Annotated in this window: 24 protein-coding genes and 5 tRNA genes; 11 read left to right on the forward strand and 18 right to left on the reverse strand. The window is 57.3% G+C overall.

Features of this window, described 5'->3' with window-relative positions; all coding sequences use genetic code 11:
• Nucleotides 1-68: 68 nt before the first annotated feature.
• The 6 genes from rsmC (at nt 69) to ACL2XN_RS13430 (ending at nt 3852) form a co-directional block, all read left to right on the forward strand.
• Entirely contained in the window at nt 69-1127 is a 1059-nt protein-coding gene (gene rsmC, locus ACL2XN_RS13405; protein WP_413728885.1) for a 16S rRNA (guanine(1207)-N(2))-methyltransferase RsmC, read from the forward strand.
• 156 nt (nt 1128-1283) lie between these two features.
• Nucleotides 1284-1370: transfer RNA gene (locus ACL2XN_RS13410), tRNA-Leu, on the forward strand.
• Between the two features lie 48 nt (nt 1371-1418).
• A tRNA-Leu gene (locus tag ACL2XN_RS13415) sits at nt 1419-1505 on the forward strand.
• Between the two features lie 92 nt (nt 1506-1597).
• Nucleotides 1598-1684, forward strand: a tRNA-Leu gene (locus tag ACL2XN_RS13420).
• Between the two features lie 302 nt (nt 1685-1986).
• On the forward strand, nt 1987-3081 hold the full coding sequence (locus ACL2XN_RS13425; protein ID WP_410016496.1) for a GGDEF domain-containing protein: 1095 nt from the start codon (nt 1987-1989) through the stop codon (nt 3079-3081).
• Between the two features lie 249 nt (nt 3082-3330).
• Nucleotides 3331-3852: a type 1 glutamine amidotransferase domain-containing protein gene (locus tag ACL2XN_RS13430; RefSeq protein WP_410016497.1), complete on the forward strand. Its 522-nt coding sequence runs from the start codon at nt 3331-3333 to the stop codon at nt 3850-3852.
• Between the two features lie 22 nt (nt 3853-3874).
• Here ACL2XN_RS13430 and ACL2XN_RS13435 read toward each other — a convergent pair whose 3' ends face one another.
• Entirely contained in the window at nt 3875-4348 is a 474-nt protein-coding gene (locus ACL2XN_RS13435) for a YhbP family protein (RefSeq protein ID WP_410016498.1), read from the reverse strand.
• Between the two features lie 242 nt (nt 4349-4590).
• Between ACL2XN_RS13435 and ACL2XN_RS13440 the strand changes: the two genes are divergently transcribed.
• On the forward strand, nt 4591-4944 hold the full coding sequence (locus ACL2XN_RS13440) for a GIY-YIG nuclease family protein (protein WP_410016499.1): 354 nt from the start codon (nt 4591-4593) through the stop codon (nt 4942-4944).
• Here the strand turns inward: ACL2XN_RS13440 and ACL2XN_RS13445 are convergent.
• Together ACL2XN_RS13445 and ubiT are read right to left on the reverse strand one after the other, a co-directional pair.
• Nucleotides 4925-5434 carry a GNAT family N-acetyltransferase gene (locus ACL2XN_RS13445; RefSeq protein ID WP_410016500.1) on the reverse strand — a complete coding sequence of 170 codons (510 nt, stop codon included), beginning with the start codon at nt 5432-5434 and terminating at the stop codon, nt 4925-4927. The two genes, ACL2XN_RS13440 and ACL2XN_RS13445, sit on opposite strands and share 20 nt — an antisense overlap.
• On the reverse strand, nt 5428-5952 hold the full coding sequence (gene ubiT / locus ACL2XN_RS13450) for a ubiquinone anaerobic biosynthesis accessory factor UbiT (protein ID WP_413722098.1): 525 nt from the start codon (nt 5950-5952) through the stop codon (nt 5428-5430). The genes ACL2XN_RS13445 and ubiT overlap by 7 nt, the downstream gene beginning before the upstream one ends.
• Nucleotides 5953-6244: 292 nt before the next feature.
• Here ubiT and ubiU point away from each other — a divergent pair, with 292 nt between their 5' ends.
• The 3 genes from ubiU (at nt 6245) to ACL2XN_RS13465 (ending at nt 9288) form a co-directional block, all read left to right on the forward strand.
• Nucleotides 6245-7240 carry a ubiquinone anaerobic biosynthesis protein UbiU gene (gene ubiU / locus ACL2XN_RS13455; protein ID WP_410016502.1) on the forward strand — a complete coding sequence of 332 codons (996 nt, stop codon included), beginning with the start codon at nt 6245-6247 and terminating at the stop codon, nt 7238-7240.
• Nucleotides 7241-7253: 13 nt separating this feature from the next.
• Complete coding sequence (locus ACL2XN_RS13460) at nt 7254-8132, forward strand: U32 family peptidase (RefSeq protein ID WP_413728886.1); 879 nt, start codon at nt 7254-7256, stop codon at nt 8130-8132.
• A gap of 145 nt (nt 8133-8277) precedes the next feature.
• Entirely contained in the window at nt 8278-9288 is a 1011-nt protein-coding gene (locus tag ACL2XN_RS13465; protein WP_410016504.1) for a luciferase-like monooxygenase, read from the forward strand.
• Nucleotides 9289-9383: 95 nt separating this feature from the next.
• On the opposite strand, the gene ACL2XN_RS13470 is transcribed toward ACL2XN_RS13465, so the two are convergent.
• From ACL2XN_RS13470 to ACL2XN_RS13525, 12 genes are all read right to left on the reverse strand, one after another.
• Complete coding sequence (locus ACL2XN_RS13470; RefSeq protein WP_413722095.1) at nt 9384-11312, reverse strand: DEAD/DEAH family ATP-dependent RNA helicase; 1929 nt, start codon at nt 11310-11312, stop codon at nt 9384-9386.
• Between the two features lie 173 nt (nt 11313-11485).
• Complete coding sequence (gene nlpI / locus ACL2XN_RS13475; protein WP_410016506.1) at nt 11486-12370, reverse strand: lipoprotein NlpI; 885 nt, start codon at nt 12368-12370, stop codon at nt 11486-11488.
• A gap of 149 nt (nt 12371-12519) precedes the next feature.
• Nucleotides 12520-14637 (reverse strand): polyribonucleotide nucleotidyltransferase, encoded by a 2118-nt coding sequence (gene pnp / locus ACL2XN_RS13480; protein WP_410016507.1) that lies wholly within the window; start codon nt 14635-14637, stop codon nt 12520-12522.
• A 238-nt stretch (nt 14638-14875) separates the two neighbouring features.
• On the reverse strand, nt 14876-15145 hold the full coding sequence (rpsO, locus tag ACL2XN_RS13485) for a 30S ribosomal protein S15 (RefSeq protein WP_331123068.1): 270 nt from the start codon (nt 15143-15145) through the stop codon (nt 14876-14878).
• Nucleotides 15146-15262: 117 nt separating this feature from the next.
• Nucleotides 15263-16204 (reverse strand): tRNA pseudouridine(55) synthase TruB, encoded by a 942-nt coding sequence (gene truB / locus ACL2XN_RS13490; protein ID WP_413728887.1) that lies wholly within the window; start codon nt 16202-16204, stop codon nt 15263-15265.
• Entirely contained in the window at nt 16204-16617 is a 414-nt protein-coding gene (gene rbfA, locus ACL2XN_RS13495) for a 30S ribosome-binding factor RbfA (RefSeq protein WP_410016509.1), read from the reverse strand. The genes truB and rbfA overlap by 1 nt, the downstream gene beginning before the upstream one ends.
• Before the next feature lie 64 nt (nt 16618-16681).
• On the reverse strand, nt 16682-19390 hold the full coding sequence (infB, locus tag ACL2XN_RS13500; RefSeq protein ID WP_410016510.1) for a translation initiation factor IF-2: 2709 nt from the start codon (nt 19388-19390) through the stop codon (nt 16682-16684).
• Nucleotides 19391-19415: 25 nt separating this feature from the next.
• Nucleotides 19416-20903, reverse strand: a complete 1488-nt coding sequence (nusA, locus tag ACL2XN_RS13505; RefSeq protein WP_410016511.1) for a transcription termination factor NusA — start codon at nt 20901-20903, stop codon at nt 19416-19418.
• A gap of 21 nt (nt 20904-20924) precedes the next feature.
• A complete protein-coding gene (gene rimP, locus ACL2XN_RS13510; RefSeq protein ID WP_410016512.1) occupies nt 20925-21377 on the reverse strand; it encodes a ribosome maturation factor RimP in 453 nt (150 codons plus the stop codon).
• Between the two features lie 217 nt (nt 21378-21594).
• Nucleotides 21595-21671, reverse strand: a tRNA-Met gene (locus ACL2XN_RS13515).
• Nucleotides 21672-22044: 373 nt separating this feature from the next.
• Nucleotides 22045-23133: a hypothetical protein gene (locus ACL2XN_RS13520; RefSeq protein WP_413728888.1), complete on the reverse strand. Its 1089-nt coding sequence runs from the start codon at nt 23131-23133 to the stop codon at nt 22045-22047.
• A gap of 308 nt (nt 23134-23441) precedes the next feature.
• Nucleotides 23442-23528 (reverse strand) — tRNA-Leu (locus ACL2XN_RS13525).
• Here ACL2XN_RS13525 and ACL2XN_RS13530 point away from each other — a divergent pair.
• On the forward strand, nt 23503-23631 hold the full coding sequence (locus ACL2XN_RS13530; RefSeq protein ID WP_410016514.1) for a hypothetical protein: 129 nt from the start codon (nt 23503-23505) through the stop codon (nt 23629-23631). The genes ACL2XN_RS13525 and ACL2XN_RS13530 overlap by 26 nt on opposite strands.
• 114 nt (nt 23632-23745) lie before the next feature.
• On the opposite strand, the gene secG is transcribed toward ACL2XN_RS13530, so the two are convergent.
• The 3 genes from secG to folP all read right to left on the reverse strand — a co-directional run bounded on the left by secG (nt 23746) and on the right by folP (nt 26459).
• Complete coding sequence (gene secG / locus ACL2XN_RS13535; protein WP_410016515.1) at nt 23746-24078, reverse strand: preprotein translocase subunit SecG; 333 nt, start codon at nt 24076-24078, stop codon at nt 23746-23748.
• A 201-nt stretch (nt 24079-24279) separates the two neighbouring features.
• Nucleotides 24280-25617 (reverse strand): phosphoglucosamine mutase, encoded by a 1338-nt coding sequence (gene glmM, locus ACL2XN_RS13540; protein ID WP_410016516.1) that lies wholly within the window; start codon nt 25615-25617, stop codon nt 24280-24282.
• A complete protein-coding gene (folP, locus tag ACL2XN_RS13545) occupies nt 25614-26459 on the reverse strand; it encodes a dihydropteroate synthase (protein WP_413728889.1) in 846 nt (281 codons plus the stop codon). The genes glmM and folP overlap by 4 nt, the downstream gene beginning before the upstream one ends.
• Nucleotides 26460-26606: the final 147 nt, after the last annotated feature.

Genomic DNA, 26606 nt, shown 5'->3' on the forward strand with positions numbered 1-26606 from the left:
AAGTCCATCGAACATCGGACAATAAAGCACTATACTCCCCGCTCAGATTAATGAGGAGCCTTTGTCGCATGTCAGTATTAACACCAGCCAGTGAAGTCATACTCCGTCACGAGGACATTTTTTCAGATAAACGCGTACTGTTCGCCGGCGATGTGCAGGATCTCCTGCCGGCGGAACTGGACGCCCAAAACGTATGTGTCCACACCGCTTGGTATCACCACTGTCTGGCACTGCGCGATAAAATGGACGATGGGTCCGTGCAGTACGGCCTGGTCGCCGACGCGGAATTTGTCCGCGAATGCGATACTTTACTCTATTTCTGGCCGAAAAATAAGCCGGAAGCACAGTTCCAGCTCACCAACCTCCTCGCGCTGCTGCCGGTGGGCAGCGATGTCTTCGTGGTGGGGGAAAACCGCAGCGGCGTACGCAGCGCCGAGCCGTTCCTGGCGCCCTACTGTCCCCTGGTGAAAATCGACAGCGCCCGCCGCTGCGGCCTGTATCACGGCCGGCTGGAAACAGCGCCGCGCTTCGACCTCGAGTCTTACTGGAACGAATATCAGCTCAACGGGTTGACGGTGAAAACGCTGCCGGGCGTATTCAGCCGCGACGGGCTCGACAGCGGCAGCCAACTGCTGTTGTCCACCTTTGATCAGTCGCTCAGCGGCGAGGTGGCCGACATCGGCTGCGGTACCGGCGTCCTGGCCGCCGTCCTGGCGAAACGCTCGCCGGGCATCAAGCTGACCCTCGGGGATGTACACGCGCCGGCGCTGGCCGCAAGCCAGGCCACGCTCGAGGCGAACGGCCTGACCGGCAACGTGGTCGTCAGCGATGTGTATTCAGCGATGCCGGGACGTTTTGACCTGATTATTTCCAACCCGCCGTTCCACGACGGCATGCATACCAATCTGCAGGCGGCCGAAAACCTGATCCGCGGCGCGTTAACCCATTTGCGCATCGGCGGGCAGTTGCGCATCGTCGCCAATGCGTTTTTGCCCTATCCGGCCTTGCTGGATTCCATTTTCGGCAGCCATGCCGTGCTGGCGCAAAATGGCCGCTTCAAGGTTTTCCAGGCGGTCCATACCGTCTCGCGCGGCAAGGATAAAGATAAAGCCGGCAAACGCGGCTAACGGGCAACCCTCCCGCCGCCGCCGCGCGCGCCGATGCGGCGGCGGCTATTTTTTTGCGCTAAATACCCGCTTTGGTTTAAATAATTATTGACGTTGACGCTAAAACCTCTAGAATTCGCCTCCGTGGTGGCAGGGCTTATGCCTTGCCGGTGCCGGGCGATGGTGGCGGAATTGGTAGACGCGCTAGCTTCAGGTGTTAGTGTCCTTTCGGACGTGAGGGTTCAAGTCCCTCCCTTCGCACCAAATACAACCACGATGTTATTAGCATAAAAAGATGTTGCCGGATTGCACGCGATGGTGGCGGAATTGGTAGACGCGCTAGCTTCAGGTGTTAGTGTCCTTACGGACGTGAGGGTTCAAGTCCCTCCCTTCGCACCAATCGGTAACCAGAACGAAAGCACGCCGTACCCCGGTACAGGCGGCCTGTTCTGAATAAAAAGTTTTACGTGTAAGTATGAGATGAATAGCCTGCGATGGTGGCGGAATTGGTAGACGCGCTAGCTTCAGGTGTTAGTGTCCTTACGGACGTGAGGGTTCAAGTCCCTCCCTTCGCACCATATTCATGCTCGTTTTTTCACGGTAGATACCGCAGCGCCGCTGACCCTTCGTCAGTCCGTCGCGTCGGTCAGGCATGCAGCTACGCTGCGCCCCTCCAGCCTCTACGGCTTCTTTTCCCCTGTTTTCGCATCACGCTCCATCGGCGAGTGACAGCCACGTGTAAAGCTGTTAAATTATTCTATTAATTTTCTAAGCCAAACTTTCATAATAACGATACCAAATTATTAATAATCATAGTTTATTCAGAATTCTTGTCGTCTGTTATTGCCATAGTGGACAGCCGGGGCTAAAAAGTTAAGACATGATAAATACCTACAGCTATGAAGAACTCCGCAGGAGTAAGCTTCGCCTGTCGTTGCTATTGTTTTTGCTGCTTAATATCGCTTTTTCGGTTTTTTATGTCGCCACCGCCCTGAATAATACCCATTCTCCCACGCCGCCATCCATACTGGTGGCGATCGTTTGTGTAATTACTTTAATGATGAGTAATTACAAAATGAGAAATTATGCTCATCAACTGAATGTTTTTGCAATTATTATTGGCTTACTCTGGGCCTGGCATATCGCCGTGCGCTATAACCAGCTTCAGCCCGCTGAGAATAATTTCCTGCTCTTCAGCCTGATGATGGTATTTTTCATCAGCGCTATTTCGCTGGCCGATTATTTCGTGGCGTTTTGCCTGCACAGCCTGCCGCCGGCGCTGATGGTTATCGTGCTGGATCAGTTCAACCATATCCTGGTCTTGCTGTTCACCATTGCGCTGCCGCTGATAAGCTTTACGCTGCACAGCCTGATGCAAAAACGCAGCGAAGCCTTTACGGCGGAACTGGTCAACCGGCTCAGCGAAGAACGGGAAAAATTCAGCGATCTCAGCATGATAGATCCCCTTACCGGCCTGTTTAACCGCCGGGGCCTGCAAAACAAGCTCAGCAACCTGACGGGCAACGGCCCCACCAGCCATTATATTCTGCTGCTGGATATCGACCATTTCAAAGCCTACAACGACAATTACGGCCACACCATGGGCGACAAGGCCTTGGTCGCCGTAGCGGTGGCTATTCGCGATGCGGTGCGCTCCCGGGACATCGTGGTGCGCTACGGCGGCGAGGAGTTCCTGATACTGCTGATAGACGTCGATGACGGATATGCCCTGACCTGTGCTGAAAATGTCAGGCAGGCCGTGCTGGATTTAAAAATCCCGCATTTATTTAACGATCAGGTTTCCACCACCGTGACCCTTAGCGCCGGAATTGCCATTATGGCCGACAGCGATATAGAAGCTTCGCTTACCGCTGCCGATGGCGCCCTATATTTGGCAAAAAAACGCGGCAGGAATTCGGTCGAAATCGCCCCGTTAAATTCTTTTAGGCAAAATACCCAAACGGCTGAATCCTGATATGAATGCCCGGGCCGCGTTCAATGCCGCGGCCCGCCATTATTTATAAGGCCGCCGGGAGAGACATTTATATTTCAGCAAAATATCCCTCAGTATTATCTTAATAACCCGCACCCGCGCCTACCCCAATATCCCGCCGTCAATTAACGCTAACCGATTATATTATATACAGTTAATAAACAAACTTGCTGACGGGCCAATCCGGCACTAGGCTTAGGACAGTTCATTATTCATCTGACGGAGGACAGGATGAGCAAAAAAATCGCAGTCTTAATTACTGATGAATTCGAAGATGCGGAGTTTACCTCGCCGGCCCAGACCTATCAGCAGGCCGGACACCAGGTCATCACCATCGATAAAAAAGCGGGCCAAACCGTCACCGGCAAGCGCGGCGAGGCCAAGGTGACCATTGATAAGTCCATCGACGAGGTCAATGTGGACCAATTCGACGCCCTGTTGTTGCCCGGCGGCCACTCGCCTGATTCCTTGCGCGGCGACGACCGTTTTGTTGATTTCACGCGGGCCTTCGCGCAAAGCGGCAAACCGATTTTCGCCATTTGCCATGGCCCGCAGTTGCTGATAAGCGCCGATGCGGTACGCGGTAAAAAAATGACCACGGTAAAAGCGGTGGCGGTAGATTTAAAAAATGCCGGCGCCGACTTTTTTGATAAAGAAGTGGTCATTGATAACGATACCCTGGTAACCAGCCGCACACCGGATGATTTACCGGCGTTTAACCGGGAATCGCTGCGTATTCTCAATAAGAAATAACCCAGGGCATCCGCCCGGGGTCTCAGGCCTGGCGACTGGCCAGGCCTGTATCAGCTTCATCGTCTTCGCGCTTCCAGCTCAGCTTGGTGCCGAACCCCAGCTTATTGTTGGTCAGCTTAATTTCATCCAGACGCAAACGCCATATGGGCGAGGTCGCGAGCTTGGCCAGCGGGAAGCGCGCGGTATACTGCTTGCGCGCCGTCTGGGCCGCGTCGCCGGTGATCTGATTAACCTCGCCGCTATACTGTATGCCCTTGATAAGACTGATGGTAACGGTCTGATCGCTGATGGTGCCGGCGACATGTTGATTCTCCGCCAGCAGGATGCCGTGGCGGGTGGTATGATCCGTTAACATATATAACGACAGATCGGGTTCGTTCAGCACATAGAAGCAATTGGCGCACCATAAGGTCTGCGCGTCGCCGGTGCAAAGCGTTAAAACATGCTGCTTTTTCAGGTAAGCTACGATGGCTTTCAGGGGGTCGTCCGTTCGCACGATAATCTCTTATCCTTTATAAGGTTATAACCAGCATATCGCCACGCGTTCTTACATGTCCAATTAATTATGCGCAACTTTTGCAAACCTTGCACAGCGTATTAAGGGCTTAATATCGTCCTTTACGCCTGACGGTTAAAGTAGGTACCATCATAGCTGTTTCTGGAAATATTACCCATGGACTCTTTGCCCAAGAGGCCATTTCCCACTAGATTTCGTTTGGCTGCTTAAGGCGCAATTCCATGACCCCTTGCTGGCATATTTACCTGATTCGCACCGCCGGCGGCGCCCTCTATACCGGCGTGACCACCGATGTGGCCCGGCGGCTGGCGCAGCACCAACGCGGCAGCGGCGCCAAGGCCCTGCGCGGCAAAGGTCCGTTGCTTCTGGTTTACCACTGCCCGGCCGGCGATCGGGGGGGGGCATTGCGATGGGAGTATCGCATCAAGCAGCTGACGCGGGCGCAAAAGGAGCGGCTGGTCGCGAGCCAGGCTTCAACGCTTGAGGCGATCTGGCCGAGCCTGCAGCCGCAACGGCGTACCGGCGACTATCCGGGAAATAGCGGGCAGCCGGCCGTCAAAGCGCCAGCTGATTAAACGGCTCGGCGTATTCCACCCGGCCGCTGACGCCCTCCAGCGCATCCTCCGCCAGGGTAAACAGCTGGAAGGCGGCTTCCGCGCCGGGCCAGCGGCAATGCAGCTGTGAACGCGCGGCGGGAATGAAACCGAAGCGCGAATAATAGTCGGGCGCGCCCAGGACCACCACGGCGCGATAACCGAACTCGTTAAGGGTGTCCAGCCCCTCATAGATCAGCTGCCGGGCGATGCCCTGGCGGCGGAAAGCGGCCTCCACCGCCAGCGGCGCCAGGCCGACCCACTGACAATCCTCGCCGCCAATCCACACCGGGCTGAACGCCGCGTAGCCGATAACCCCGCCTTCGTCGTCCGTGGCCACGATACCCAGGGTCAGCAGCCCATCCTCACGCAGGCGATGGACCAGCTCCGCCTCGGCGTCGCGCCCGAAGGCCCGCCGCAGCAGGCTGTCGATTCCCGGCGCATCCACCGGTATTTCCACGCGTATCAGCACGGCTGGGATGCGTGGATGCCCTCGGCATCCACGCCCTCCTGCAAGCCGGCCTGAATAAAGGCGGCAATCTGCATCAGCGCCGCGCGCAGCAAGGGCGGCATGGTGGCCAGATCAATCGAATCCATGAGATTTTTCACGTACAGGCCAAGCTCGGTATCGCCTTCGATGCGCAGCCGGCGCTGGAAAAACAACGTGTCGGGGTCCTCCTTACGGGCGGCGATAAGGATCAGATCGTTGGCATTGCCGCTGAAGCTGACATCGGCCCGCGCCTGGCGGCTGACCTTCAGTTGCTCATTTTCGACGGTCATATACCATACCAGCGCGATATCCTCGACCTCGATCCTAAGCCAGCGCCCCTCCAGAAAAGCCAGTTCACCCTCGGCCAGCGCTGCGCGAAACTGCCAGCGCAGCGCCTGTTCCAACACCTGACGCTGCAACGCGAACGGCGTCAGTGTGATCGGCAAGCGCAACAGCGACGGCCCCCGGCGCACCAAGTGTGCTCGTAGTTTTTCCAACACTGTTTCTACTCCTCTAAACGAATCTGCGCCTATTTTGCCACAGTGGTTAAAACCAGTCGGGGTCTACATCAATTATTCATAAAGAAAGATTGCTTATTTAAGCATAGCCGTCGCAGCTTTAAATGCTGTCATTACGCCATAAGCTGCCTCAAATCAATCTTTCCCGCGCCAACCTTATTTAGAATTGCCATAACGACTATGCATCATTTGCTGCTAAAACAACCCGTTGGCTAATGATCCTTTACGGCATGACACGCTCTGCGCCCATGCCAACACACTATTCGGGAGCTTTATGGAGCTGCTCTGTCCCGCCGGGAACCTTCCGGCCCTCAAGGCTGCCGTCGATAACGGCGCCGACGCGGTGTATATCGGCCTGAAGGACGATACCAACGCCCGCCATTTCGCCGGCCTGAATTTTACCGACAAACGTCTGCAGGAAGCGCAGGAGTACGTGCATCGCCACGGACGAAAACTGCATATCGCCATTAATACATTTGCCCACCCTGACGGTTACGCGCGCTGGCAACGCGCCGTGGATATGGCGGCCCAGGCGGGGGCGGACGCGCTGATCCTGGCGGATCCCGCCATGCTGGAATACGCCGCCGCGCGTTATCCGCAGATTGAACGCCATGTCTCGGTGCAGGCGTCCGCCACCAACGAGGCGGCCATCCGCTTCTACCAACAGCATTTTGACGTGGCGCGGGTGGTGCTGCCGCGCGTGCTGTCGATGCATCAGGTGAAACAGCTGGCGCTTATCAGCCCGGTACCGCTGGAAGTGTTCGCCTTCGGCAGCCTGTGCATCATGGCGGAGGGGCGCTGCTATCTCTCCTCCTACCTGACGGGCGAATCGCCCAATACCGTCGGCGCCTGTTCACCGGCGCGTTTCGTGCGCTGGACGCAAACCGGCTCCGCCATGGAATCGCGTCTGAACAACGTCCTTATCGACAGCTACGGCCCGGACGAAAACGCCGGCTACCCGACGTTGTGCAAAGGCCGCTATTACGTGGACGGACAGAAGTATCATACGCTGGAGGAGCCGACCAGCCTCAATACGCTGTCTTTGCTTCCCGAACTGCTGGCGGCCAATATCGCCTCGGTGAAAATCGAAGGACGGCAGCGCAGCCCCGCTTACGTCAGCCAGGTGACCAAGGTCTGGCGCCAGGCTATCGACAGCTGTATCGCCAATCCCCAGGATTTTGCGCCGCTGCCCGCATGGACCGAGGCGCTGGGCGCGGTGTCCGAAGGAACGCAAACCACGCTTGGCGCCTATCATCGCCGCTGGCAGTAACAGGAGACCCGACATGAAATATGCATTGGGGCCGGTACTCTATTACTGGCCGAAAACGGATATCGAAGCCTTTTACCAGGCGGCGTGCGACAGCAGCGCCGATATCATTTATCTGGGCGAGACCATTTGCAGTAAACGCCGCGCCATGAAAACCGGCGATTGGCTGTCGCTTGCCAAAGCGGTGGCGTCCGCCGGCAAGCAGGTGGTGATTTCCACGCTGGCGCTGATTCAGGCGCCATCGGAATTAAGCGAGCTGAAACGTTATCTGGACAACGGCGAGTTTCTGCTGGAGGCGAACGATATCGGCCTGGCGCACCTCGCGGCGGAACACCGGCTGCCGTTTGTCGCCGGTCCCGCCTTGAATTGCTATAACGCCTATACCCTGCGCATCCTGCACCGCCAGGGCATGGTGCGCTGGTGTATGCCGGTGGAGCTGTCCAGGGAATGGCTGGGCAATATTCTGGCGCAATGCGACGAGCTCGGTTTTCGCGGCGGGTTTGAAGTGGAACTGTTCAGCTACGGCCACCTTCCCCTGGCCTATTCCGCCCGCTGTTTTACCGCGCGTTCGGAAAACCGGCCGAAAGACGAATGTGAAACCTGCTGCATTAAGTATCCGCAGGGGCGCGAGGTCTTGTCGCAGGAACAGCAGCGGGTATTCGTCCTCAACGGCATCCAGACCCAAAGCGGCTATTGCTATAACCTGATTAACGAACAGACCTCCATGCAAGGTATGGTGGATGTGGTTCGGCTGTCGCCGCAGGGAATGGATACCCTCGCCATGCTGGAGCGTTTTAGGGCCAACCAGCAGGGACAGCAGCCCCTGGCGCTGACGCGCGACAGGGACTGCAACGGCTACTGGCGGCGTATCGCCGGGCTGGAACTGGTGGAGTAGCGGGCGTCCCCAAGGCGTGCGCCGCGGATTCGGCGGTCGATAACCCTACAAATATTAGTAGTATCGGAAAGCGGAAAATTGGGTAATACTCATAGTTATCATTAGCCCGCAAAGCTATGGGCGACGACTGACTGTGAGTTTACTTATGATTAAACAACAACCTATCGCTTTTTCGCTGCTCGACCTGGCGCCGGTACCCCAGGGCTCCACGCCCCGGCAGGCGTTTGAATGCTCGCTTGATCTCGCCCGCCACGCCGAAGCCTGGGGCTATCATCGTTACTGGGCGGCCGAGCACCACAATATGACCGGTATCGCCAGTGCCGCCACCGCGGTGCTGCTGGGCTATATCGCCGGCGGCACCACGACGCTGCGGATAGGCTCCGGCGGCGTAATGCTGCCGAACCATTCGCCGTTGGTGATTGCCGAACAGTTCGGCACGCTGGCAACCCTTTACCCCAAACGTATCGATCTGGGCCTGGGACGCGCCCCGGGCACCGATCAGCGTACCATGATTGCCCTGCGCCGCCATTTGGCCGGCGAGGTGGATAATTTCCCGCGCGACGTGCAGGAGCTGTTGGGCTATTTCGACGACGCGAAGCCGGGCCAGCCGGTGCAGGCCGTGCCGGGACAGGGATTGCATGTGCCAATCTGGCTGCTGGGCTCCAGTCTGTACAGCGCCCAGCTGGCGGCGGCATTGGGGCTGCCGTTTGCCTTCGCCTCGCATTTCGCGCCGGACCTGTTGTGGCAGGCATTGGATCTCTACCGCCGGAATTTCAAACCGTCCGCCTCCCTCGAACAGCCTTACGCCATGGTGTGCATCAATGTGGTGGCCGCCGACAGCGAACGCGACGCGCGTTTCCTGTTTACCTCCATGCAGCAGCAGTTCATTAACCTGCGCCGCGGCCGGCCCGGCCCGCTGCCGGCGCCGGTGCAGGACCTCGACGCGTTATGGTCGCAAGGCGAGCAATATGGCGTGGAACAGGCGCTGCGCATGTCGGTGGTGGGCGATCGCGATCAGGTGCGCGCCGGGCTGCAGGCGATTATCGATAAAACCGGCGCGGATGAGCTGATGATCAACGGCCAGATTTTTGATCACCAGGCCCGGCTGCGTTCGTTTGAGCTGGCGATGGCGGCGCGGTCGGCACTGACGGCGTAATCGCTTGTTAAATCCCACCTGACCCTGTCCCCCGAGCCGGGTTGCCTTCCGCCATAAAAAAACCCGCCGCAGCGGGTTTTTTTATCATTCAGCGATTATGCATCACGGCGACGCGTGGTCGGCGCGGCGGCGGCATCGCCTTCGCGACGCGGCCCGCGCTGGCCGTCACGGCTGCCGCTGAAACGACGTTCCGCCGGCGCGCCGCCTTCACGGCTGCCGCTGAAGCTGCGACGACCGGCGGGAGCACCGTTGCCGCCTTCACGACGTTCGCCGCCAAAGGCGCCACGCGGCGCACCGGCACCGGCACCGCCGCCACGGCGTTCACCGCGCGGCGCGGCCACTGCTTCGCCGACAAACTGCATGTTCATCGGTTTATTCAGGATGCGCGTACGGGTGAAATGCGACAGCATATCGCCCGGCATGCCTTTCGGCAGCTCAATGGTGGAGTGGGAAGCAAACAGCTTGATATTGCCGATATAGCGGCTGCTGATATCGCCTTCGTTGGCAATGGCGCCCACGATATGACGTACTTCAACGCCGTCATCACGGCCCACTTCAATGCGGTACAGATCCATTTCGCCAACGTCGCGACGTTCACGGCGGGCCGGACGTTCGCCACCGCGATCGGCGCCTTCAGGGCGACGTTCGTCACGATCGCGGAACTCGCTGCGCGGACGACGATTAATGACCGGATCAGGCGGCAGGATCAGCGGGCGTTCGCCCTGGGCCATTTTCAGCAACGCGGCGGCCAGCGTTTCCATATCCAGCTCTTCCGCCGGCTGTAATTTAGCCAGCAGCGCGCGGTACATATCCAAATCGCTGCTTTCCAACTGGGCCTGGACCTTGGCGGCGAATTTAGCCAGGCGACGCTGGCTCAGGACGTCACCGGTCGGGATTTCCACTTCCGGAATGGTCAGCTTCATGATGCGTTCGATATTACGCAGCAGGCGGCGTTCGCGGTTTTCAACAAACAGCAACGCACGGCCGGCGCGGCCCGCACGGCCGGTACGGCCGATACGGTGAACGTAGGACTCAGAATCCATCGGGATATCGTAGTTCACGACCAGGCTGATGCGATCAACATCCAGGCCGCGCGCAGCTACATCGGTGGCAATCAGGATATCGAGGCGGCCGTCCTTCAGGCGGTCCAGCGTTTGCTCACGCAACGCCTGGTTCATATCGCCGTTCAGCGCCGCGCTGTTGTAGCCGCTGTGCTCCAGCGCTTCCGCCACTTCCAGCGTGGCATTTTTGGTGCGCACGAAGATGATGGCGGCGTCAAAGTCTTCCGCTTCCAGGAAACGGACCAGCGCTTCATTCTTACGCATGCCCTGCACCGTCCAGTAGCTCTGGCTGATGTCCGGACGGGTGGTGACGCTTGATTGAATGCGCACTTCCTGCGGGTCGTTCATAAAACGACGGGTAATGCGGCGAATCGCTTCCGGCATGGTGGCCGAGAACAAGGCGGTCTGATGCTTGGCCGGGATCTGCGCCATAATGGTTTCGACGTCTTCGATAAAGCCCATGCGCAGCATTTCATCGGCTTCGTCCAGCACCAGTCCGCTTAATTTGGACAGGTCGAGGGTGCCGCGTTTCAAATGGTCGAGCAAACGACCGGGCGTGCCCACCACCACCTGCGGACCCTGGCGCAGGGCGCGCAGCTGCACGTCATAACGCTGGCCGCCGTACAGCGCCACCACGTTAATGCCTTTCATGTGCTTGGCAAAATCGGAAATCGCTTCCGCGACCTGCACAGCCAGCTCACGGGTCGGCGCCAGCACCAGCACCTGCGGTACAGCCAGTTCGGCATTGATATTGTGTAATAAAGGCAGGGCAAACGCGGCGGTCTTGCCGCTCCCGGTTTGCGCCATACCCAAGACGTCGCGTCCCGCGAGCAGCTGCGGAATACATTCTAACTGGATCGGCGATGGTTTTTCATAACCCAGGTCGGTCAGGGCGTTCAGGATGGGGGTGGAAAGCCCCAGATCGGCAAAATTAATTTCTGCTTTGGTTTCAACTTCAGACATGTACACGTGCCTCATTTCATCATGGCGGCCAGTCTACATACCTCGTCGTGAAAACATTCATTCATTTTCATCAAAAGTGTGAACCGGCTCAAATTGGATTTAAAACGAACAAACAAGCCCTCACCCTTGCAGATGATAAAAAAGGTAATGGGCTGAATAGTTTAGTTCGTCAGCTATTGCTGGTCCGATTCTGATAGGTCGTCTTGCCCTTGGCCTAAGAGCGCCAATTCCAACAATGCATAGCGGTGCTCAACAAAGTTATGTACGTTGTTAGCGACCGTCAGTTTGAACAGCGCCGAAGCGGAGTTCTTGTCCCCCAGACTTAGGTAATGCTTACCTAAATAGAAGTCAGTTTCACTGAGATGCTCGGCGAGCGAAGTGTTATCCGTTGCGTCCGCCTTAAGGCGCTCCATCAGCGTAGTTTCACTGATGTCCCCCAGGTAGAACTCGACAATATTCCATCCCCATTGCCCCCTGTTCGCTTTTTTATAGCGCTGAGTCAGCGCATCTTTGGCTTTGTTGGTATCGATTTGTTTCTCAACCAGATAAAGCCACAGCGAACGGAAAGGATCATTTGGGTCGTCGCGATAAAACGCCTGCAGATCATCCTGCGCCAAACGGTAGCGGCCTCCATAATACAAGGCAATGCCACGGTTTAAATACGCGTAGTTGTAAGTTGGATCAAGCTCTAGTACAGAATCAAACGCTTCATAGGCAGCATCAAAATTGCCTGCCTGCGTCAAATAAATGCCGAGATAGTTAAAAACCTCAGGCATATCAGGCCGGATAGCCAACGCTTGTGAAAAATCATTTCGCGCCAGCGCTCTCAACCCGAGACTATCATACAGCACTCCGCGCTCATATAATAGCTGTGCTCGTTCATCATCGGTTAGTGCCCGGCTCGCCAGGATTTGTTCCATGCGTGCCAGGATGACTTCCTGTTGTAACGTCGGCTGTAATGGCACAGCTAAAACGTCATCTTTACGCCAATCAATGTTGCTGCATCCTGCCAGCATAAACGCCATCGCAACGAACCACCAGCGCAAGTAAGGCCTCATTTCCCACTCCCGAAGAAAAACATTGGATGAACGTCCTGTCCCCCATCGGCTTAACACAAGGCGTCCCGCCCTTGTGATACGAACAGCTCCCTACCCGGTAAGGAGCTGTAAAATGCGCTAACAGTTATTCTACTCTAATTCCGTGCTGATTATTCTACTTCCGGCACAACCTGATCCTGCCCGGGCGCGGTCGCTTCCTTGATGCTCAGGCGCACACGCCCCTGGCGATCGACTTCCAGGACCTTAACCGGGACTTCCTGACCCATCTGCAGGAAGTCGGACACTTTCTCCACGCGCTTGTCGGCGATTTGCGAGATATGCACCAGACCTTCCTTGCCGCCGCCGATGGCCACAAACGCGCCAAAATCAACGATACGGGTCACTTTACCATTATAGATGCGGCCCACTTCGATTTCAGCGGTAATCTCTTCGATACGACGAATGGCATGACGGGCTTTTTCACCATCGGTCGCCGCCACCTTCACCGTACCGTCATCTTCGATTTCGATGGTGGTGCCGGTTTCTTCGGTCAGCGCGCGGATAACCGAGCCGCCTTTACCAATCACGTCCTTGATCTTGTCGGGACTGATTTTAATGGTATGGATACGCGGCGCGAACTGGGAGATATCGCCGCGCGGAAGGCTGATAGCCTGTTCCATCACGCCCAGGATATGCAACCGGGCGCCTTTGGCCTGGTTTAACGCCACCTGCATGATTTCGCGGGTGATGCCTTCAATCTTAATATCCATTTGCAGCGCGGTCACGCCTTCACGGCTGCCGGCCACCTTGAAATCCATGTCGCCAAGATGATCTTCGTCGCCCAGGATATCGGACAGGACCACAAAATTGTCGCCTTCCTTCACCAGGCCCATCGCGATGCCGGCAACGGCCGCCTTGATAGGCACCCCTGCGTCCATCAAGGCCAATGACGCGCCGCAAACGGAGGCCATGGACGAAGAACCGTTGGATTCCGTAATTTCCGATACCACACGCACGGTATACGGGAATTCACTCGCTTTAGGCATTACCGCCAGCACACCGCGTTTCGCCAGGCGGCCATGGCCGATTTCGCGACGTTTCGGCGAGCCGACCATACCGGTTTCGCCAACGCAGTACGGAGGAAAGTTATAGTGTAGCAGGAAACGGTCGGTACGCTCGCCGGTCAGCTCATCAATGTTCTGGGCGTCGCGTTCGGTGCCGAGGGTGGCGGTCACCAGCGCCTGGGTTTCGCCGCGGGTAAACAGGGCGGAGCCATGGGTGCGCGGCAGTACGCCGGTACGGATATCCAGGCCGCGGATCATGTCTTTTTCGCGACCGTCGATACGCGGTTCGCCACGCAATACGCGGCTACGGACCACGGTTTTTTCCAGGCTGCCCAGCAGTTCCTTGATGTCGCCTTCGTCGAGGGTGTCGTCCTCGGCCTGCAGCGCGGCAACCACATCGGCCTTGATGGCGTTGACCTGGGCGTAGCGCTCAAGTTTTTCCGTAATATGGTAAGCATCGCCCAGGCGGCCTTCAGCCAGTGCGGCAACGCGGCTTTGCAGCGCGGCGTTGACTTCCGGGGCATGCCATTCCCATTTCGGTTTGCCGGCTTCGGCAACCAGGGCATTGATATTGTCGATGACAATCTGCTGTTGTTCGTGGCCGAACACCACCGCGCCCAGCATTTCGTCTTCGCTTAGCAGCTGCGCTTCGGACTCAACCATCAGCACGGCGTTCGCGGTGCCGGCGACCACCAGGTCCAGACGGCTTACGGCCAGTTCGGCCATGGTCGGGTTCAGGACGTACTGGCTATCGATATAACCGACACGCGCCGCGCCGATCGGGCCGCTGAACGGAATGCCGGACAGACTGAGGGCGGCGGAAGCGCCAATCATCGCCACGATATCCGGGCTTACCTGGGGATTGACCGATACCACGGTGGCAATCACCTGGATTTCATTGAGGAAGCCTTCCGGGAACAGCGGGCGAATCGGACGGTCAATCAGACGGGAAATCAGGGTTTCGCCTTCGCTGGGACGGCCTTCGCGACGGAAGAAGCCACCCGGGAAACGCCCGGCGGCATACGTTCTTTCCTGGTAGTTCACGGTCAGCGGGAAAAAACTCTGTCCCGGCTTGGCCTGCTTGGCCCCGACCACGGTAACGAATACCGCGGTGTCGTCCATGCTGACCATCACGGCGGCGGTCGCCTGGCGAGCCATCATACCGGTTTCGAGGGTGACGGTATGTTGGCCGTATTGAAACTTGCGCACGATCGGATTTAGCAAAATGATATCCTTTTTCAGGGTGAGCATAATCAGAAAAACTCACCGATGACTAACCCATCTTCTTATCGCATCCTCGCGACTAATGACAATCCTTACCCTGCGGATAAAGTCTCTCATTAGCCGCGCGTATGTCAGCAATTGAAGAATCTACTTAAGCAACAACGCATTACCGGGAAAGGTTATTGCTCCCTAGAAGAAAGGGGCCACATAAGGCCCCTTTCTACCGAAACTGTCTGGCTTAGCGACGCAGGCCCAGGCGCTCGATCAGGCCGGTGTAACGTGCGACATCTTTACCTTTCAGGTAGTCAAGCAGCTTACGACGCTGTGAAACCATACGCAGCAGGCCACGACGGCTGTGGTGATCTTTTTTATGTTCCGCAAAATGGCCTTGCAAATGGCTGATTTGAGCGGTCAAAAGAGCAACCTGTACTTCGGTGGAACCGCTATCGTTGGCATCACGGCCGAAATCAGTAACAATTTTAGCTTTCGCTTCAACACTTAGAGACATTATAACACTCCAGATTTATTGTGAAATACACAGGCGCCGATCTCTAATTCAGCAACCCCATTCATAAGCCGCGCTATTCTACTCTTAGCGCACCCCGATCGCAAGGCGCGCACTCAATCAAACGCGCGGTTCGGCCACCAGCCGCCGGGGGGCGACCAGGCCGGTTTCGGTGATTTCCCCCACGCCGAAAAAGCGCCGTTCCACCCCTTCGGTCAACCGGACCATACCCGTCCGCGCCGCATCGGCCGTGGCGACCGTTTGGCCCATTCTGACCAGGCCGGCGGCGGCCGGCGGCAAATTGAGCTCGGGCATATCATCCACCGCGCTGTCCATCGGCAGCAGCAGGCTGTCAAGCGCGGCGAGGGTGGCCGGCGCCAGCGGATCGGCGGCGGCCAGCGCCTGCAACTGTTCCAGCGTGACCATGCGCTCCGCGGGATAACGCGCCACCGCCAGGCGGCGCAGGACAATCACATGGGCGCCGCAGCCCAGCATTTCGCCCAGATCGTCGACGATCGTGCGGATATAGGTGCCTTTCGAGCAATGGATTTCCAGCTCGACGCTATCCTGATCCCAGCGGATCAACTCCAGCGCATACAGGGTAATCAAACGCGTGGGACGGGGTACATCTATTCCCTGGCGCGCATATTCATACAGCGGTTTGCCCTGGTATTTCAGCGCCGAATACATTGAGGGCGTTTGCGGCGTTTCGCCGCGAAAGCGCGCCAGGGCCTGCTCCAGCCGGACCTGATCGATTGCCACCGGACGCTCGCTGATGATAATGCCCTCGGCATCGGAGGTATCGGTGCGCTGGCCCAGCCGGGCCACCACCCGGTAGCGCTTGTCCGCATCAAGCAGATGCTGGGAGAATTTAGTCGCTTCCCCCAGGCAAATGGGCAGCATACCGGTGGCGAGCGGATCCAGCGCGCCGGTGTGCCCGGCTTTATTGGCGTGGAACAGCCGCTTAACTTTTTGCAGCAAATCGTTGGAGGAGAGGCCCATCCCCTTGTCCAGCAATACGATGCCGTCAATATCGCGGCCGCGACGACTTGGGCGGCCCATCAGTCTTCCTTGCCCTCGCCGCCCTCGTCGGGTTCGGCTTCGCTGCGGCGGGCGCGATCTTTTTGCACCACCTGGCTGACCAGGTTGGACATGCGCATGCCTTCTACCAGCGAGTTATCGTAGGAGAAGGTCAGTTCCGGCACGACGCGCAGGCGCATGGCCTTGCCCAGCAGGCTGCGGATAAACCCTGAGGCGTCCTGCAGCGCGGTGATGCCGATTTTTATCTGCTGTGGTTCGTTATCATTAAGGAAGGTCACGAACACCTTGGCGTAGGCCAGGTCGCGCGACACTTCCACGCCGGAGACGGTGGCCATGCCGACGCGGGGATCTTTGATTTCGCGCTGCAGGATGATGGCAATTTCTTTTTGCATTTCCTGGGCGACGCGCTGGGTTCGGCTATATTCTTTTGCCATTATAATTTCTCCAGACAAAACAGGGGGCATAAGCCCCCTTGCATCAATAAATGTTCGCGGCGGTTTACTCGATGGTGCGTTGAATCTCGATGGTTTCGAAGACTTCAATCACATCACCCGGACGGACATCGTTGTAGTTCTTCACGCCGATACCACATTCCATGCCGTTGCGCACTTCGTTGACGTCATCCTTGAAGCGGCGCAGGGATTCCAGCTCGCCTTCGTAGATCACGACGTTGTCGCGCAGCACGCGGATACGGTTGTGACGCTTCACCACGCCTTCCGTCACCATACAACCGGCGATGGCGCCGAACTTCGGCGAGCGGAACACATCGCGCACTTCGGCCAGACCGATGATTTCCTGGCGATATTCCGGGGCCAGCATACCGCTCATGGCCTGTTTGACTTCATCAATCAGGTCATAGATAACCGAGTAGTAGCGCAGGTCCAGGCTTTCCGCTTCAACCACCCGGCGGGCGGAGGCATCGGCACGAACGTTGAAGCCCAGGATGATGGCGTTGGACGCCGCGGCCAGGGTGGCATCGGTTTCGGTGATGCCGCCGACGCCGGAGCCGACAATCTTGACCTTAACCTCAGCGGTGGACAAGGCTTCGAGAGCATCGCAAATCGCTTCGGTGGAGCCCTGAACGTCGGCTTTCAGCACGATATTCAGCTCGGAGACTTCGCCTTCGGTCATATTGGCGAACATATTCTCCAGCTTGGACTTCTGCTGGCGCGCCAGTTTGACTTCGCGGAATTTGCCCTGACGGTATAAGGCCACTTCCCGCGCTTTCTTCTCGTCACGCACCACCGTGGCTTCATCACCCGCGGCGGGCACGCCGGACAGGCCGAGGATCTCTACCGGGATGGAGGGGCCGGCCGAGGAGACTTCACGTCCCAACTCGTCGCGCATCGCGCGCACACGGCCGTACTCAAAGCCGCACAGGACGATATCGCCTTTATTGAGCGTGCCTTCGCGCACCAGTACGGTCGCAACCGGGCCGCGGCCCTTATCCAGGAAGGATTCAATCACCGCGCCGCTGGCCATGCCGTTGCGGATGGCTTTAAGCTCCAGCACTTCGGCCTGCAGCAGGATAGCGTCAAGCAGTTCGTCGATACCGACGCCGGATTTCGCCGACACATTGACGAACTGGCTTTCGCCGCCCCATTCTTCCGGGATCACGCCGTACTGGGTTAACTCGTTCTTCACCCGATCCGGATCGGCTTCGGGTTTGTCGATTTTATTCACCGCCACCACGACCGGCACCTTCGCCGCCTTGGCGTGCTGAATGGCCTCGATGGTCTGCGGCATCACGCCGTCGTCAGCGGCCACGACCAGCACCACGATATCCGTCGCCTGGGCGCCGCGCGCACGCATGGCGGTAAACGCCGCATGTCCGGGGGTATCCAGGAAAGTGATCATGCCATTCTCGGTTTCCACATGGTAGGCGCCGATATGCTGGGTGATGCCGCCGGCTTCGCCTGCCGCCACTTTCGTGGAGCGGATATAGTCGAGCAACGAGGTCTTACCATGGTCGACGTGACCCATAATGGTCACCACCGGCGCGCGGGGTTCGGCCGCCGCGTCGATATCGCGGTCGCTCATCACCATTTCTTCGAGTTCATTCTCGCGGCGCAGGATAACTTTATGGCCCATTTCCTCGGCCACCAGCTGCGCGGTTTCCTGATCGATAACCTGGTTGATGGTCGCCATAGCGCCGAGTTTCATCATCGCCTTGATAACCTGGGAACCTTTCACCGCCATTTTATTGGCCAGTTCGGCAACGGTGACGGTTTCGCCAATCACCACATCGCGGTTAACGATCTGGGCGGGCTTATTAAAGCTCTGCTGCAGCGTGCTTGGCTTGCGCTTGCCTTTACGGCCCACGGCGCGCGCTTCTTCACGGTCGGCCTTGGATTCGGACAGACGGCTGGTCTTTTTCTGTTTGGTCGCCTTGCCGCCGCGCGTGCGGGCGCGACGCTCACCTTCGACCTTACGGTCGTTTTCATCTTCCGCCTCGCGGGCGTGATGAGAGGTGGTGACGTGATAGTCACTGGCATCTTCTTCCGTCGGTTCCGGCGTGGCAACCCAGGTGCCGCCGTTTTCTTCCGCCATCCGCTTGGCTTCTTCGACAGCGAGGCGTGCACTTTCTTCAACCTTGCGACGCGTTTCCTCTTCCGCTTTACGTCTAAGCTCAGCGGCCTCGGCTTCACGGCGGGCTTTTTCGACCGCCTGTGGTGACTTAGTCATATTATTGGTCTGCTGGTTGGTCAATTTTTCACTTTCCGCTGCCACACGCTTCGCTGTATCAGCGGCCTCACGTTTGGCTTTATCGTCGGCCGCACGTTTTGCTTTTTCTTCGGCTTCATGCTTGGCTTTTTCAGCGGCTTCATGCGCAGCACGCTCTTCAGCCTCACGAAGGGCCAGTTCTTCCGCTTCACGTTTAGCCAGCTCTTCCGCTTCCGCCTGTTCGGCGGACTGGGGATCGCGTTGCACGTACGTGCGTTTCTTGCGGACTTCTATTTGCACCGATTTACTTTTACCGCCTGTACTCGGAATATTCAAGGTACTGCGGGTTTTACGCTGTAAAGTGAGTTTATTCGGCGCGCTGCCCCGCTCACGGTTCAGGTGCGCTAATAACGTTTGTTTTTCATGCTGGGTCACAGAATCGGCTTCGGTCTTGTCGATACCAGCATCAGCAAACTGCTGTACCAGGCGATCGACCGGAGTCTGAATTTCTGCGGCGAGCGATTTTACGGTTACATCTGTCATGCTGTTCCTTTCCTGCTACAGTTTATTACGCGTTGTCGCCAAACCAACAGATATTGCGCGCGGCCATAATCAGCTCACCGGCTTTTTCACTACTCAGCCCTTCAATATCTGACAGGTCATCGACACCCTGTTCGGCAAGATCTTCCAGCGTACAAACACCGCGCTCCGCCAGCTTGAACGCCATTTCGCGCTCAAGCTCCGGTAGACTTAACAGGTCTTCAGCCGGCTTGCCCCCGCCGCGATTCTCTTCCTGCGCCAGGGCGAGCGTGGTCAGGGCGTTTTTCGCCCGCTCACGCAACGCTTCTACCATTTCTTCATCAAGCCCTTCGATTTCCAGCAGTTCCTTCATTGGGACATACGCGAGTTCCTCCAATGAGGAAAAGCCTTCTTCAACCAGTACCGTGGCGAATTCTTCATCAATGTCCAGATACTTGGTGAAGATATCGATGGCGGCATGGGCTTCGGCCTGATGTTTCTCCTGCAGATCCTCGACGGTCATCACGTTCAGCTCCCAGCCGCTTAGCTGCGAGGCCAGGCGGACGTTCTGCCCGTTACGGCCGATGGCCTGGGCCAGGTTGCCGGATTCCACCGCGATATCCATCTGGTGCTTGTCTTCATCGACCACGATGGAGGCCACGTCGGCCGGGGCCATGGCGTTGATGACAAACTGCGCCGGATTATCATCCCAGAGGATGATATCGATACGTTCGCCGCCCAATTCGCTGGACACCGCCTGTACGCGCGCGCCGCGCATACCGACACAGGCGCCGACCGGATCGATACGCTTGTCGTTGGTTTTCACGGCGATTTTAGCCCGTGAACCCGGATCGCGGGCGGCGGCCTTGATCTCAATGACCTCTTCGCCGATTTCCGGTACTTCGATACGGAATAATTCTATCAGCATTTCTGGGCGGGAACGGCTCACAAACAGCTGGGCGCCGCGTGCTTCCGGACGTACTGAATAAAGAACACCGCGGATACGATCCCCGGGGCGGAAGTTCTCGCGCGGCAGCATGTCTTCACGGCCAATCACCGCTTCGGCGTTGCTGCCCAAATCGAGGCTGATATTGTCGCGATTGACTTTTTTCACTACGCCGGTGACGATTTCGCCTTCATGCTGGCGGAACTGATCCACGACCATGGCGCGTTCGGCTTCACGCACTTTCTGGACGATAACCTGTTTAGCGGTTTGGGTCGTGATGCGGTCAAATACCACGGATTCAATTTCGTCCTCGACGTAACCGCCTAATACGGCCGCCGGATCTTCAAACTGCGCCGCGTCAAAGGTGATTTCGCGCGTCGGCTGCGTGACTTCATTCACGATGACCCAACGGCGAAAGGTTTCGAAATCGCCGGTTTTCCGATCGATATTGACACGAACCTCAATCTCTTGCTCGTATTTTTTCTTTGTTGCCGTAGCCAGTGCAGTTTCCAGCGCTTCAAAAATTTTTTCGCGCGGAACCGCTTTCTCATTGGAAACTGCTTCAACAACAGCCAGAATTTCTTTATTCATCCTAGTTGCCTCATTAAAACGTTAAAAGTGGGGTACCAGGTTCGCTTTCTGGATGTTGCTTAAAGCGAACACTTCATCTTTTCCTTCCACCGTCACCGTGATCATTTCGCCGTCAACCGTTTTAATGATTCCCTGCCATTTGCGACGGTTTTGCACCGCAATGCGCAAAACCACGCTGACTTCTTCACCGATGAACTGCGTATAATGCGCGGCGGCGAATAACGGACGATCGAGGCCCGGAGAAGACACCTCGAGGCTGTAGGCCACTTGGATCGGATCCTCGACGTCGAGCACCGCGCTGACCTGGCGGCTGACATCAGCACAATCATCGACGGTGATACCCTTGTCACTATCAATATAGATGCGTAACGTTGACTGCCGGCCCCGGATGAATTCTATGCCTACCAGCTCATAGCCCAAGGCTTCCACCGGTGCGGCGATCATCTCAGTCAATTTTTGTTCTAATGTGGACAAGCCCACCCCCAAGACATAAAAAAAGGGCTAAAAAGCCCAGTATTTCTATAGTTTAATAACAAAAAACCCCGAAAATTCGGGGCTTTTTGCGACTGGGACCCTGTAAGCCGCAAAGCGGCTTTACAACATTCCATAGAATCTTTTTTCAAACGCCGCTGCGATATCAAACAGTATAACGTACTGGGCAGTATATTTGAAAAAGAACTCTAAGGGAAAGTGGTTGCGGGGGCCGGATTTGAACCGACGACCTTCGGGTTATGAGCCCGACGAGCTACCAGGCTGCTCCACCCCGCGTCTGAAAACGTTGCAAATATTACGCCGATAACCATAAAAAAGCAAGTTATCATTACATAACAAACGGTAACGTTGAGCAAAAGATCCCGCCAATCTCATGTATTTACGGCCTTTTAAGGGCCATAGCGTTTTTTTCCTAGCGGAAAATGACGCCGGCAAACCACCGATACTGCAACGCCTGGTAGAAACCGCACGCGGCTGACGTTAGCGATTGGGGAGGCAGAGTATTTCATAACACCGGCGGTCGGGCAAGCCTTCTTTCAGCGCGCGCCGACATCCGGTGATGGGAAGAGAGCGTCGACCCGCGGGGGAAAAGCACAGCGCGCGCGGCTATGCTTTTCCCGGCCAACCATCACAGGCAATACCGCGAGAGTCATGGCTTATCAAATAGCTTGCGCAGCTCTGCCACGCTCTTGCCGGCATCGTGGACCGTTGGTCCCGCGCGCCCAACCGGCGCATTAACGGCGCCGTTATTAACGCCCCCGGCAATGGTGGACTCAGTACCCGCCGTCCGGTTTGGAACCGCTACTGACCTGGCGTTGCTAAGCCATGGCGGACGCGGCGGGACCACCGGCTTTTCAGGCGCGCGCGCCGCAGATGCCGGTTCGCCGGGCGGCGTGACGTTCCGGTGAAGCGCCGCAGGGGTAAACCAGGGCTTATAGGTATCCGTTCTGGGGTCATATGCCACCAGGCTATTGATCGCCGATTCGTACTTCGGCGTTACCAATGCCTTCCTCACCGACGGTTGGTTCAACTGGTCAGCGATAAGCTGCGCGGTGCGCATCTTCACGACGTTGAGCTTGTCGTTCACGGTCATTATTGCGCATAACTCAGCCAGGCTGCCGAAGATTGCTTTGGGATCCTGCAAAACCTCCCTTAGCGCGCCGAGTACCTCGCCGCTGTGGCTATCCCGGCTATCCAGGGTCAGCCCGGTAATGGTCATCGCGGTACCCGGGATAGTCTCCGGCTGTATGAAGCTAATGGTGTGTCCGGTAATCTTGATATTGCCGGAGGCAAAAAGGGGACTGCCGGGGTTATTGATTAAATAGTCCCTGATTTCTTTACCATTGACTGCCAGTGAATCGCCGTCATTCAGCAAGGGGCCGATAACATGGTCAGGCCGCACGGTCCTATAGACCGGCTTGGTGAGCATATCCCTAGCGCTTGCATGGGAAGAGCGGCGCGCGGCGGCGGCTATCCTCTTGCCGGCGATGGCGAGTTTATCCAACAGACGCGCCATGCCATGTCCAACCGCCCAGGATGTTTGTTTAATACCGGAGCGCAGCGTCAGCAGTGAATTCTTTGCCCCGGAGAGTTTACCGACAAATGCGGAACCCATGTTTTTTAGCGCCTGCCCGGCGGCGGCGGCGTCGATTTTATCTTGCTCAGTGCGCGTTAACCGCTCCTGCCAACCCCTGTATTCCGGGGGCTGTTGCCCTGGCGTAAAGGATACTGTTGTCATTTTACTCCCCCACTTTTTCATTAAATGCTCGGATGCATTTTGGCGACAATACTCTTGGCGCGATCCGCCATCCCGGCCCAAAGCCGGCCATGTAAAATTATTTCGCTGCTAATTTCTCATATCGCATGGGCGTATAATTGTATAAATCGCTTATGGTCAAATGAATGCCGGCACGGGAAAGAGGGGTGTCATTCAGGGAGGGGAAGATTAGGGTAACATCGAATTGAAGAAGGGTAAGCCTGTTTGCCCGCCGGTTTGACGGTGCTTAAAAAGCAAAAAGACGTCCAGCGACGTCTTCTATTTAAACTTGGTACCGAGGACGGGACTTGAACCCGTAAGCCCAATCGGGCACTACCACCTCAAGGTAGCGTGTCTACCAATTCCACCACCTCGGCACTGATTTTTTCACATCCGCTGCATTGCGCAACCAGTTATCTTTTTATCCGGCTGGTTACCGGTTATTTTCAGGTATTACTTAACGCCGTGACGCTATTGTGAGATACCGGCATTTCTGCACACCGACATCCCTGGACACCCGCACTTGGGCATACCAGCATTTGCTCACTCCGGCGTCTTTCTTTTCGCCCGTCGCTTCAGATAAAACGGTACCTATTACTGCGGGATATCGTTATTCGGTTTCGCCGGCGCTTCGGACGGTGCCTTTTGCGCTTGCGGAGCCTGGTTCAAATTATCCCACTCGCTGCCTTTCTGGCTGTGGCTGCCGCTAAGGTTGCCCAACACCAGACTGAGGATAAAAAACAGCGTTGCCAGCACGGCCGTCACACGGGTCATGAAGTTACCGGAACCGCTCGAACCGAACAGGGTCGCGGAAGCGCCTGCGCCGAAAGAGGCCCCCATATCAGCACCTTTACCTTGTTGCAGCATAATCAGCGCAACCAGCCCGACAGCTATCAACAGGAATATGACTAACAGAGCTTCGTACATAATCTTTTCAGTATCCTTGCGGGTTAAACCGCGCGTTAGGCTATGGCCCCAATCCGGTTGTCACAATCTCCGACTGGAGCGGGTGTGAATACTAACTAAAGCCGTTAAGTCGTGCAAGGGCAAATTGCGGCTAACGCGCTGATTGCGGAAAAAAACGTCATCCGCGCAGCGGGAAGCGCGCTTGCCCGCGCGCCATGCCGCTTAATCCGCCGCTTTTACCGCATCGGCAATAAGATGCGCCAAGCGGTTAACCTGTTCCGCGTCCTCCCCCTCCACCATAACCCGGATCAGGGGTTCGGTACCGGATTTACGCAGCAGCACCCGGCCCCGCCCCGCCAGGGCTATCTCGACGTCCGCCTGCGCCTGTTTTACCGCCGCCGATTCCAGCGGATCGCCGATGCCGGCAAAGCGCACATTCACCAGGATTTGCGGCAGCAGACGCATGCCGCTGCACAGATCGTGCAGGGTCATATGATTGCCCACCATGGCGGAGAGAACCTGCAATCCGGCGATAATGCCGTCGCCGGTGGTGGTCTTATCCAGCAGGATCACGTGGCCGGAATTTTCCGCGCCGATGCGCCAGCCCTTCTCCTGCATTTTCTCCAGCACGTAACGGTCGCCTACCTTGGCGCGCACAAACGGGATACCCAACTGCCTAAGCGCCAGTTCCAGCCCCATATTGCTCATCAGCGTACCCACCACGCCGCCGCTGAGCTGGCCCTGGCGCAGTTTTTCCCGGGCGATGATATAGAGGATCTGATCCCCGTCCACCTTGTTGCCCAGGTGGTCGATCATAATCACCCGATCGCCGTCGCCGTCATAAGCAATGCCAAGATCGGCCTTGTCTTCCAGCACGCGCCGCTGCAACAGGCGCACGTCGGTGGCGCCGCACTCCTGGTTGATATTCATGCCGTCCGGCTGGCAGCCTATGGCCACCACCTGCGCCCCCAGTTCGCGCAGCACGCTGGGGGCGATGTGGTAAGTGGCGCCGTTGGCGCAATCCACCACGATTTTTAATCCCTTCAGGCTGCTGTTGCTGGGAAACGTGCCTTTGCAGAACTCGATATAGCGGCCCGCCGCGTCGACAATGCGGCTTGCCTTGCCCAGCTCGGCGCTTTCCACACAGGTCAGGTTTTTTTCCAGCTCGGCTTCGATGGCCTCCTCCACCGCATCCGGCAGCTTGGTGCCGTCGATGGAGAAAAATTTGATGCCGTTGTCGTAATAGGGATTATGGGAGGCGGAAATGACAATGCCCGCTTCCGCCCGGAAGGTACGGGTCAGGTAGGCAATGGCCGGGGTGGGCATCGGCCCGGTAAAGGCGGCGGACAATCCCGCCGCGGCCAGCCCCGCCTCCAGCGCCGACTCCAGCATATATCCCGAAATGCGCGTGTCCTTGCCGATAATGATTTTACGCGAACCATGTCGCGCCAGTACCTTGCCCGCCGCCCATCCCAGCTTCAGCACAAAATCAGGGGTAATGGGGCTTTCGCCGACCTTGCCGCGAATACCGTCGGTGCCAAAGTATTTATGGTTACTCATACAAATAGTGATTCCTTCGCTAAAAGAGTCGCGGTGACGATTTGCATCGCCTCGACGGTTGCCTTGACATCGTGGACGCGAATTATCTGCGCGCCCTGCATGGCGGCAATCACCGCGCAGGCCACGCTGCCGATAACGCGTTGTTCCGCGGGCGCCTGGGTAAGTTGGCCTATCATGGATTTGCGCGACATCCCCACCAGGAGCGGCAGGCCGAAATGATGGTAATCCCCCACTCGGGCCAGAAGGCGGTAATTATGCGCCAAATCCTTGCCGAAACCGAAACCCGGATCGAGCAATAGCTTGTTTTTCGGGATTCCCGCCGCCACGCAGTCGGCGATACGCCCGGCGAAAAAGCGATCTACCTCCGTCAGGACATCGTCATAATGCGGCGCCTGCTGCATGGATCGCGGTTCACCCTGCATGTGCATCAGGCAAACCGGCAGTCCGCTGTCGCGGGCCGCCTCCAGGGCGCCGGGATCGCGCAGGGCGCGGATATCGTTTATCAAATGGGCGCCCGCCGCCGCGCTCTCGCGCATCACCAGCGCGCGCGAGGTATCCACCGAGATTGCCACATCCAGCCGCTGCGCCAGCGCGCTGACGACCGGCAGCACGCGGTCAGCCTCTTCCTGGTCGCTTACCGGGGCGGCGCCGGGCCGGGTGGATTCCCCGCCGATATCAATCAGCGTCGCGCCGGCCGCAACCATGGCCTGCGCATGGGCCAGCGCCGCGTCAAGCCGGCGATACTTGCCGCCGTCGGAAAAGGAGTCCGGCGTGACGTTCAGGATCCCCATCACCTGCGGGGAACCCAGATCGAGTACGCGCTGGCCAAGCTGAAGTTGCATACGATTTTCTCCTTTGAGCAATACGTGGTGCGAATCAGCGTCCTGGCGTCATCGTCGTTAAAAACGTAATGGGAAGAGGCCGGAATACGGCCGCGGGCATATCTTAGCATTGCGATGCGCAATAGGACACCGGCAGGAGCACAACAC

It is taken from the genome of Sodalis sp. RH22 (genome assembly GCF_047324165.1).
GTDB lineage: Bacteria > Pseudomonadota > Gammaproteobacteria > Enterobacterales > Enterobacteriaceae > Acerihabitans.

What these genes read in the sequence shown, in the direction of transcription:
- rsmC (WP_413728885.1), top strand. Translation starts at nt 69, where the DNA reads ATGTCAGTATTAACACCAGCCAGTGAAGTCATACTCCGTCACGAGGAC.
- ACL2XN_RS13425 (WP_410016496.1), top strand. Translation starts at nt 1,987, where the DNA reads ATGATAAATACCTACAGCTATGAAGAACTCCGCAGGAGTAAGCTTCGC.
- ACL2XN_RS13430 (WP_410016497.1), top strand. Translation starts at nt 3,331, where the DNA reads ATGAGCAAAAAAATCGCAGTCTTAATTACTGATGAATTCGAAGATGCG.
- ACL2XN_RS13440 (WP_410016499.1), top strand. Translation starts at nt 4,591, where the DNA reads ATGACCCCTTGCTGGCATATTTACCTGATTCGCACCGCCGGCGGCGCC.
- ubiU (WP_410016502.1), top strand. Translation starts at nt 6,245, where the DNA reads ATGGAGCTGCTCTGTCCCGCCGGGAACCTTCCGGCCCTCAAGGCTGCC.
- ACL2XN_RS13460 (WP_413728886.1), top strand. Translation starts at nt 7,254, where the DNA reads ATGAAATATGCATTGGGGCCGGTACTCTATTACTGGCCGAAAACGGAT.
- ACL2XN_RS13465 (WP_410016504.1), top strand. Translation starts at nt 8,278, where the DNA reads ATGATTAAACAACAACCTATCGCTTTTTCGCTGCTCGACCTGGCGCCG.
- ACL2XN_RS13470 (WP_413722095.1), bottom strand. Translation starts at nt 11,312, where the DNA reads ATGTCTGAAGTTGAAACCAAAGCAGAAATTAATTTTGCCGATCTGGGG.
- nlpI (WP_410016506.1), bottom strand. Translation starts at nt 12,370, where the DNA reads ATGAGGCCTTACTTGCGCTGGTGGTTCGTTGCGATGGCGTTTATGCTG.
- rpsO (WP_331123068.1), bottom strand. Translation starts at nt 15,145, where the DNA reads ATGTCTCTAAGTGTTGAAGCGAAAGCTAAAATTGTTACTGATTTCGGC.
- truB (WP_413728887.1), bottom strand. Translation starts at nt 16,204, where the DNA reads ATGGGCCGCCCAAGTCGTCGCGGCCGCGATATTGACGGCATCGTATTG.
- rbfA (WP_410016509.1), bottom strand. Translation starts at nt 16,617, where the DNA reads ATGGCAAAAGAATATAGCCGAACCCAGCGCGTCGCCCAGGAAATGCAA.
- infB (WP_410016510.1), bottom strand. Translation starts at nt 19,390, where the DNA reads ATGACAGATGTAACCGTAAAATCGCTCGCCGCAGAAATTCAGACTCCG.
- nusA (WP_410016511.1), bottom strand. Translation starts at nt 20,903, where the DNA reads ATGAATAAAGAAATTCTGGCTGTTGTTGAAGCAGTTTCCAATGAGAAA.
- ACL2XN_RS13520 (WP_413728888.1), bottom strand. Translation starts at nt 23,133, where the DNA reads ATGACAACAGTATCCTTTACGCCAGGGCAACAGCCCCCGGAATACAGG.
- secG (WP_410016515.1), bottom strand. Translation starts at nt 24,078, where the DNA reads ATGTACGAAGCTCTGTTAGTCATATTCCTGTTGATAGCTGTCGGGCTG.
- glmM (WP_410016516.1), bottom strand. Translation starts at nt 25,617, where the DNA reads ATGAGTAACCATAAATACTTTGGCACCGACGGTATTCGCGGCAAGGTC.
- folP (WP_413728889.1), bottom strand. Translation starts at nt 26,459, where the DNA reads ATGCAACTTCAGCTTGGCCAGCGCGTACTCGATCTGGGTTCCCCGCAG.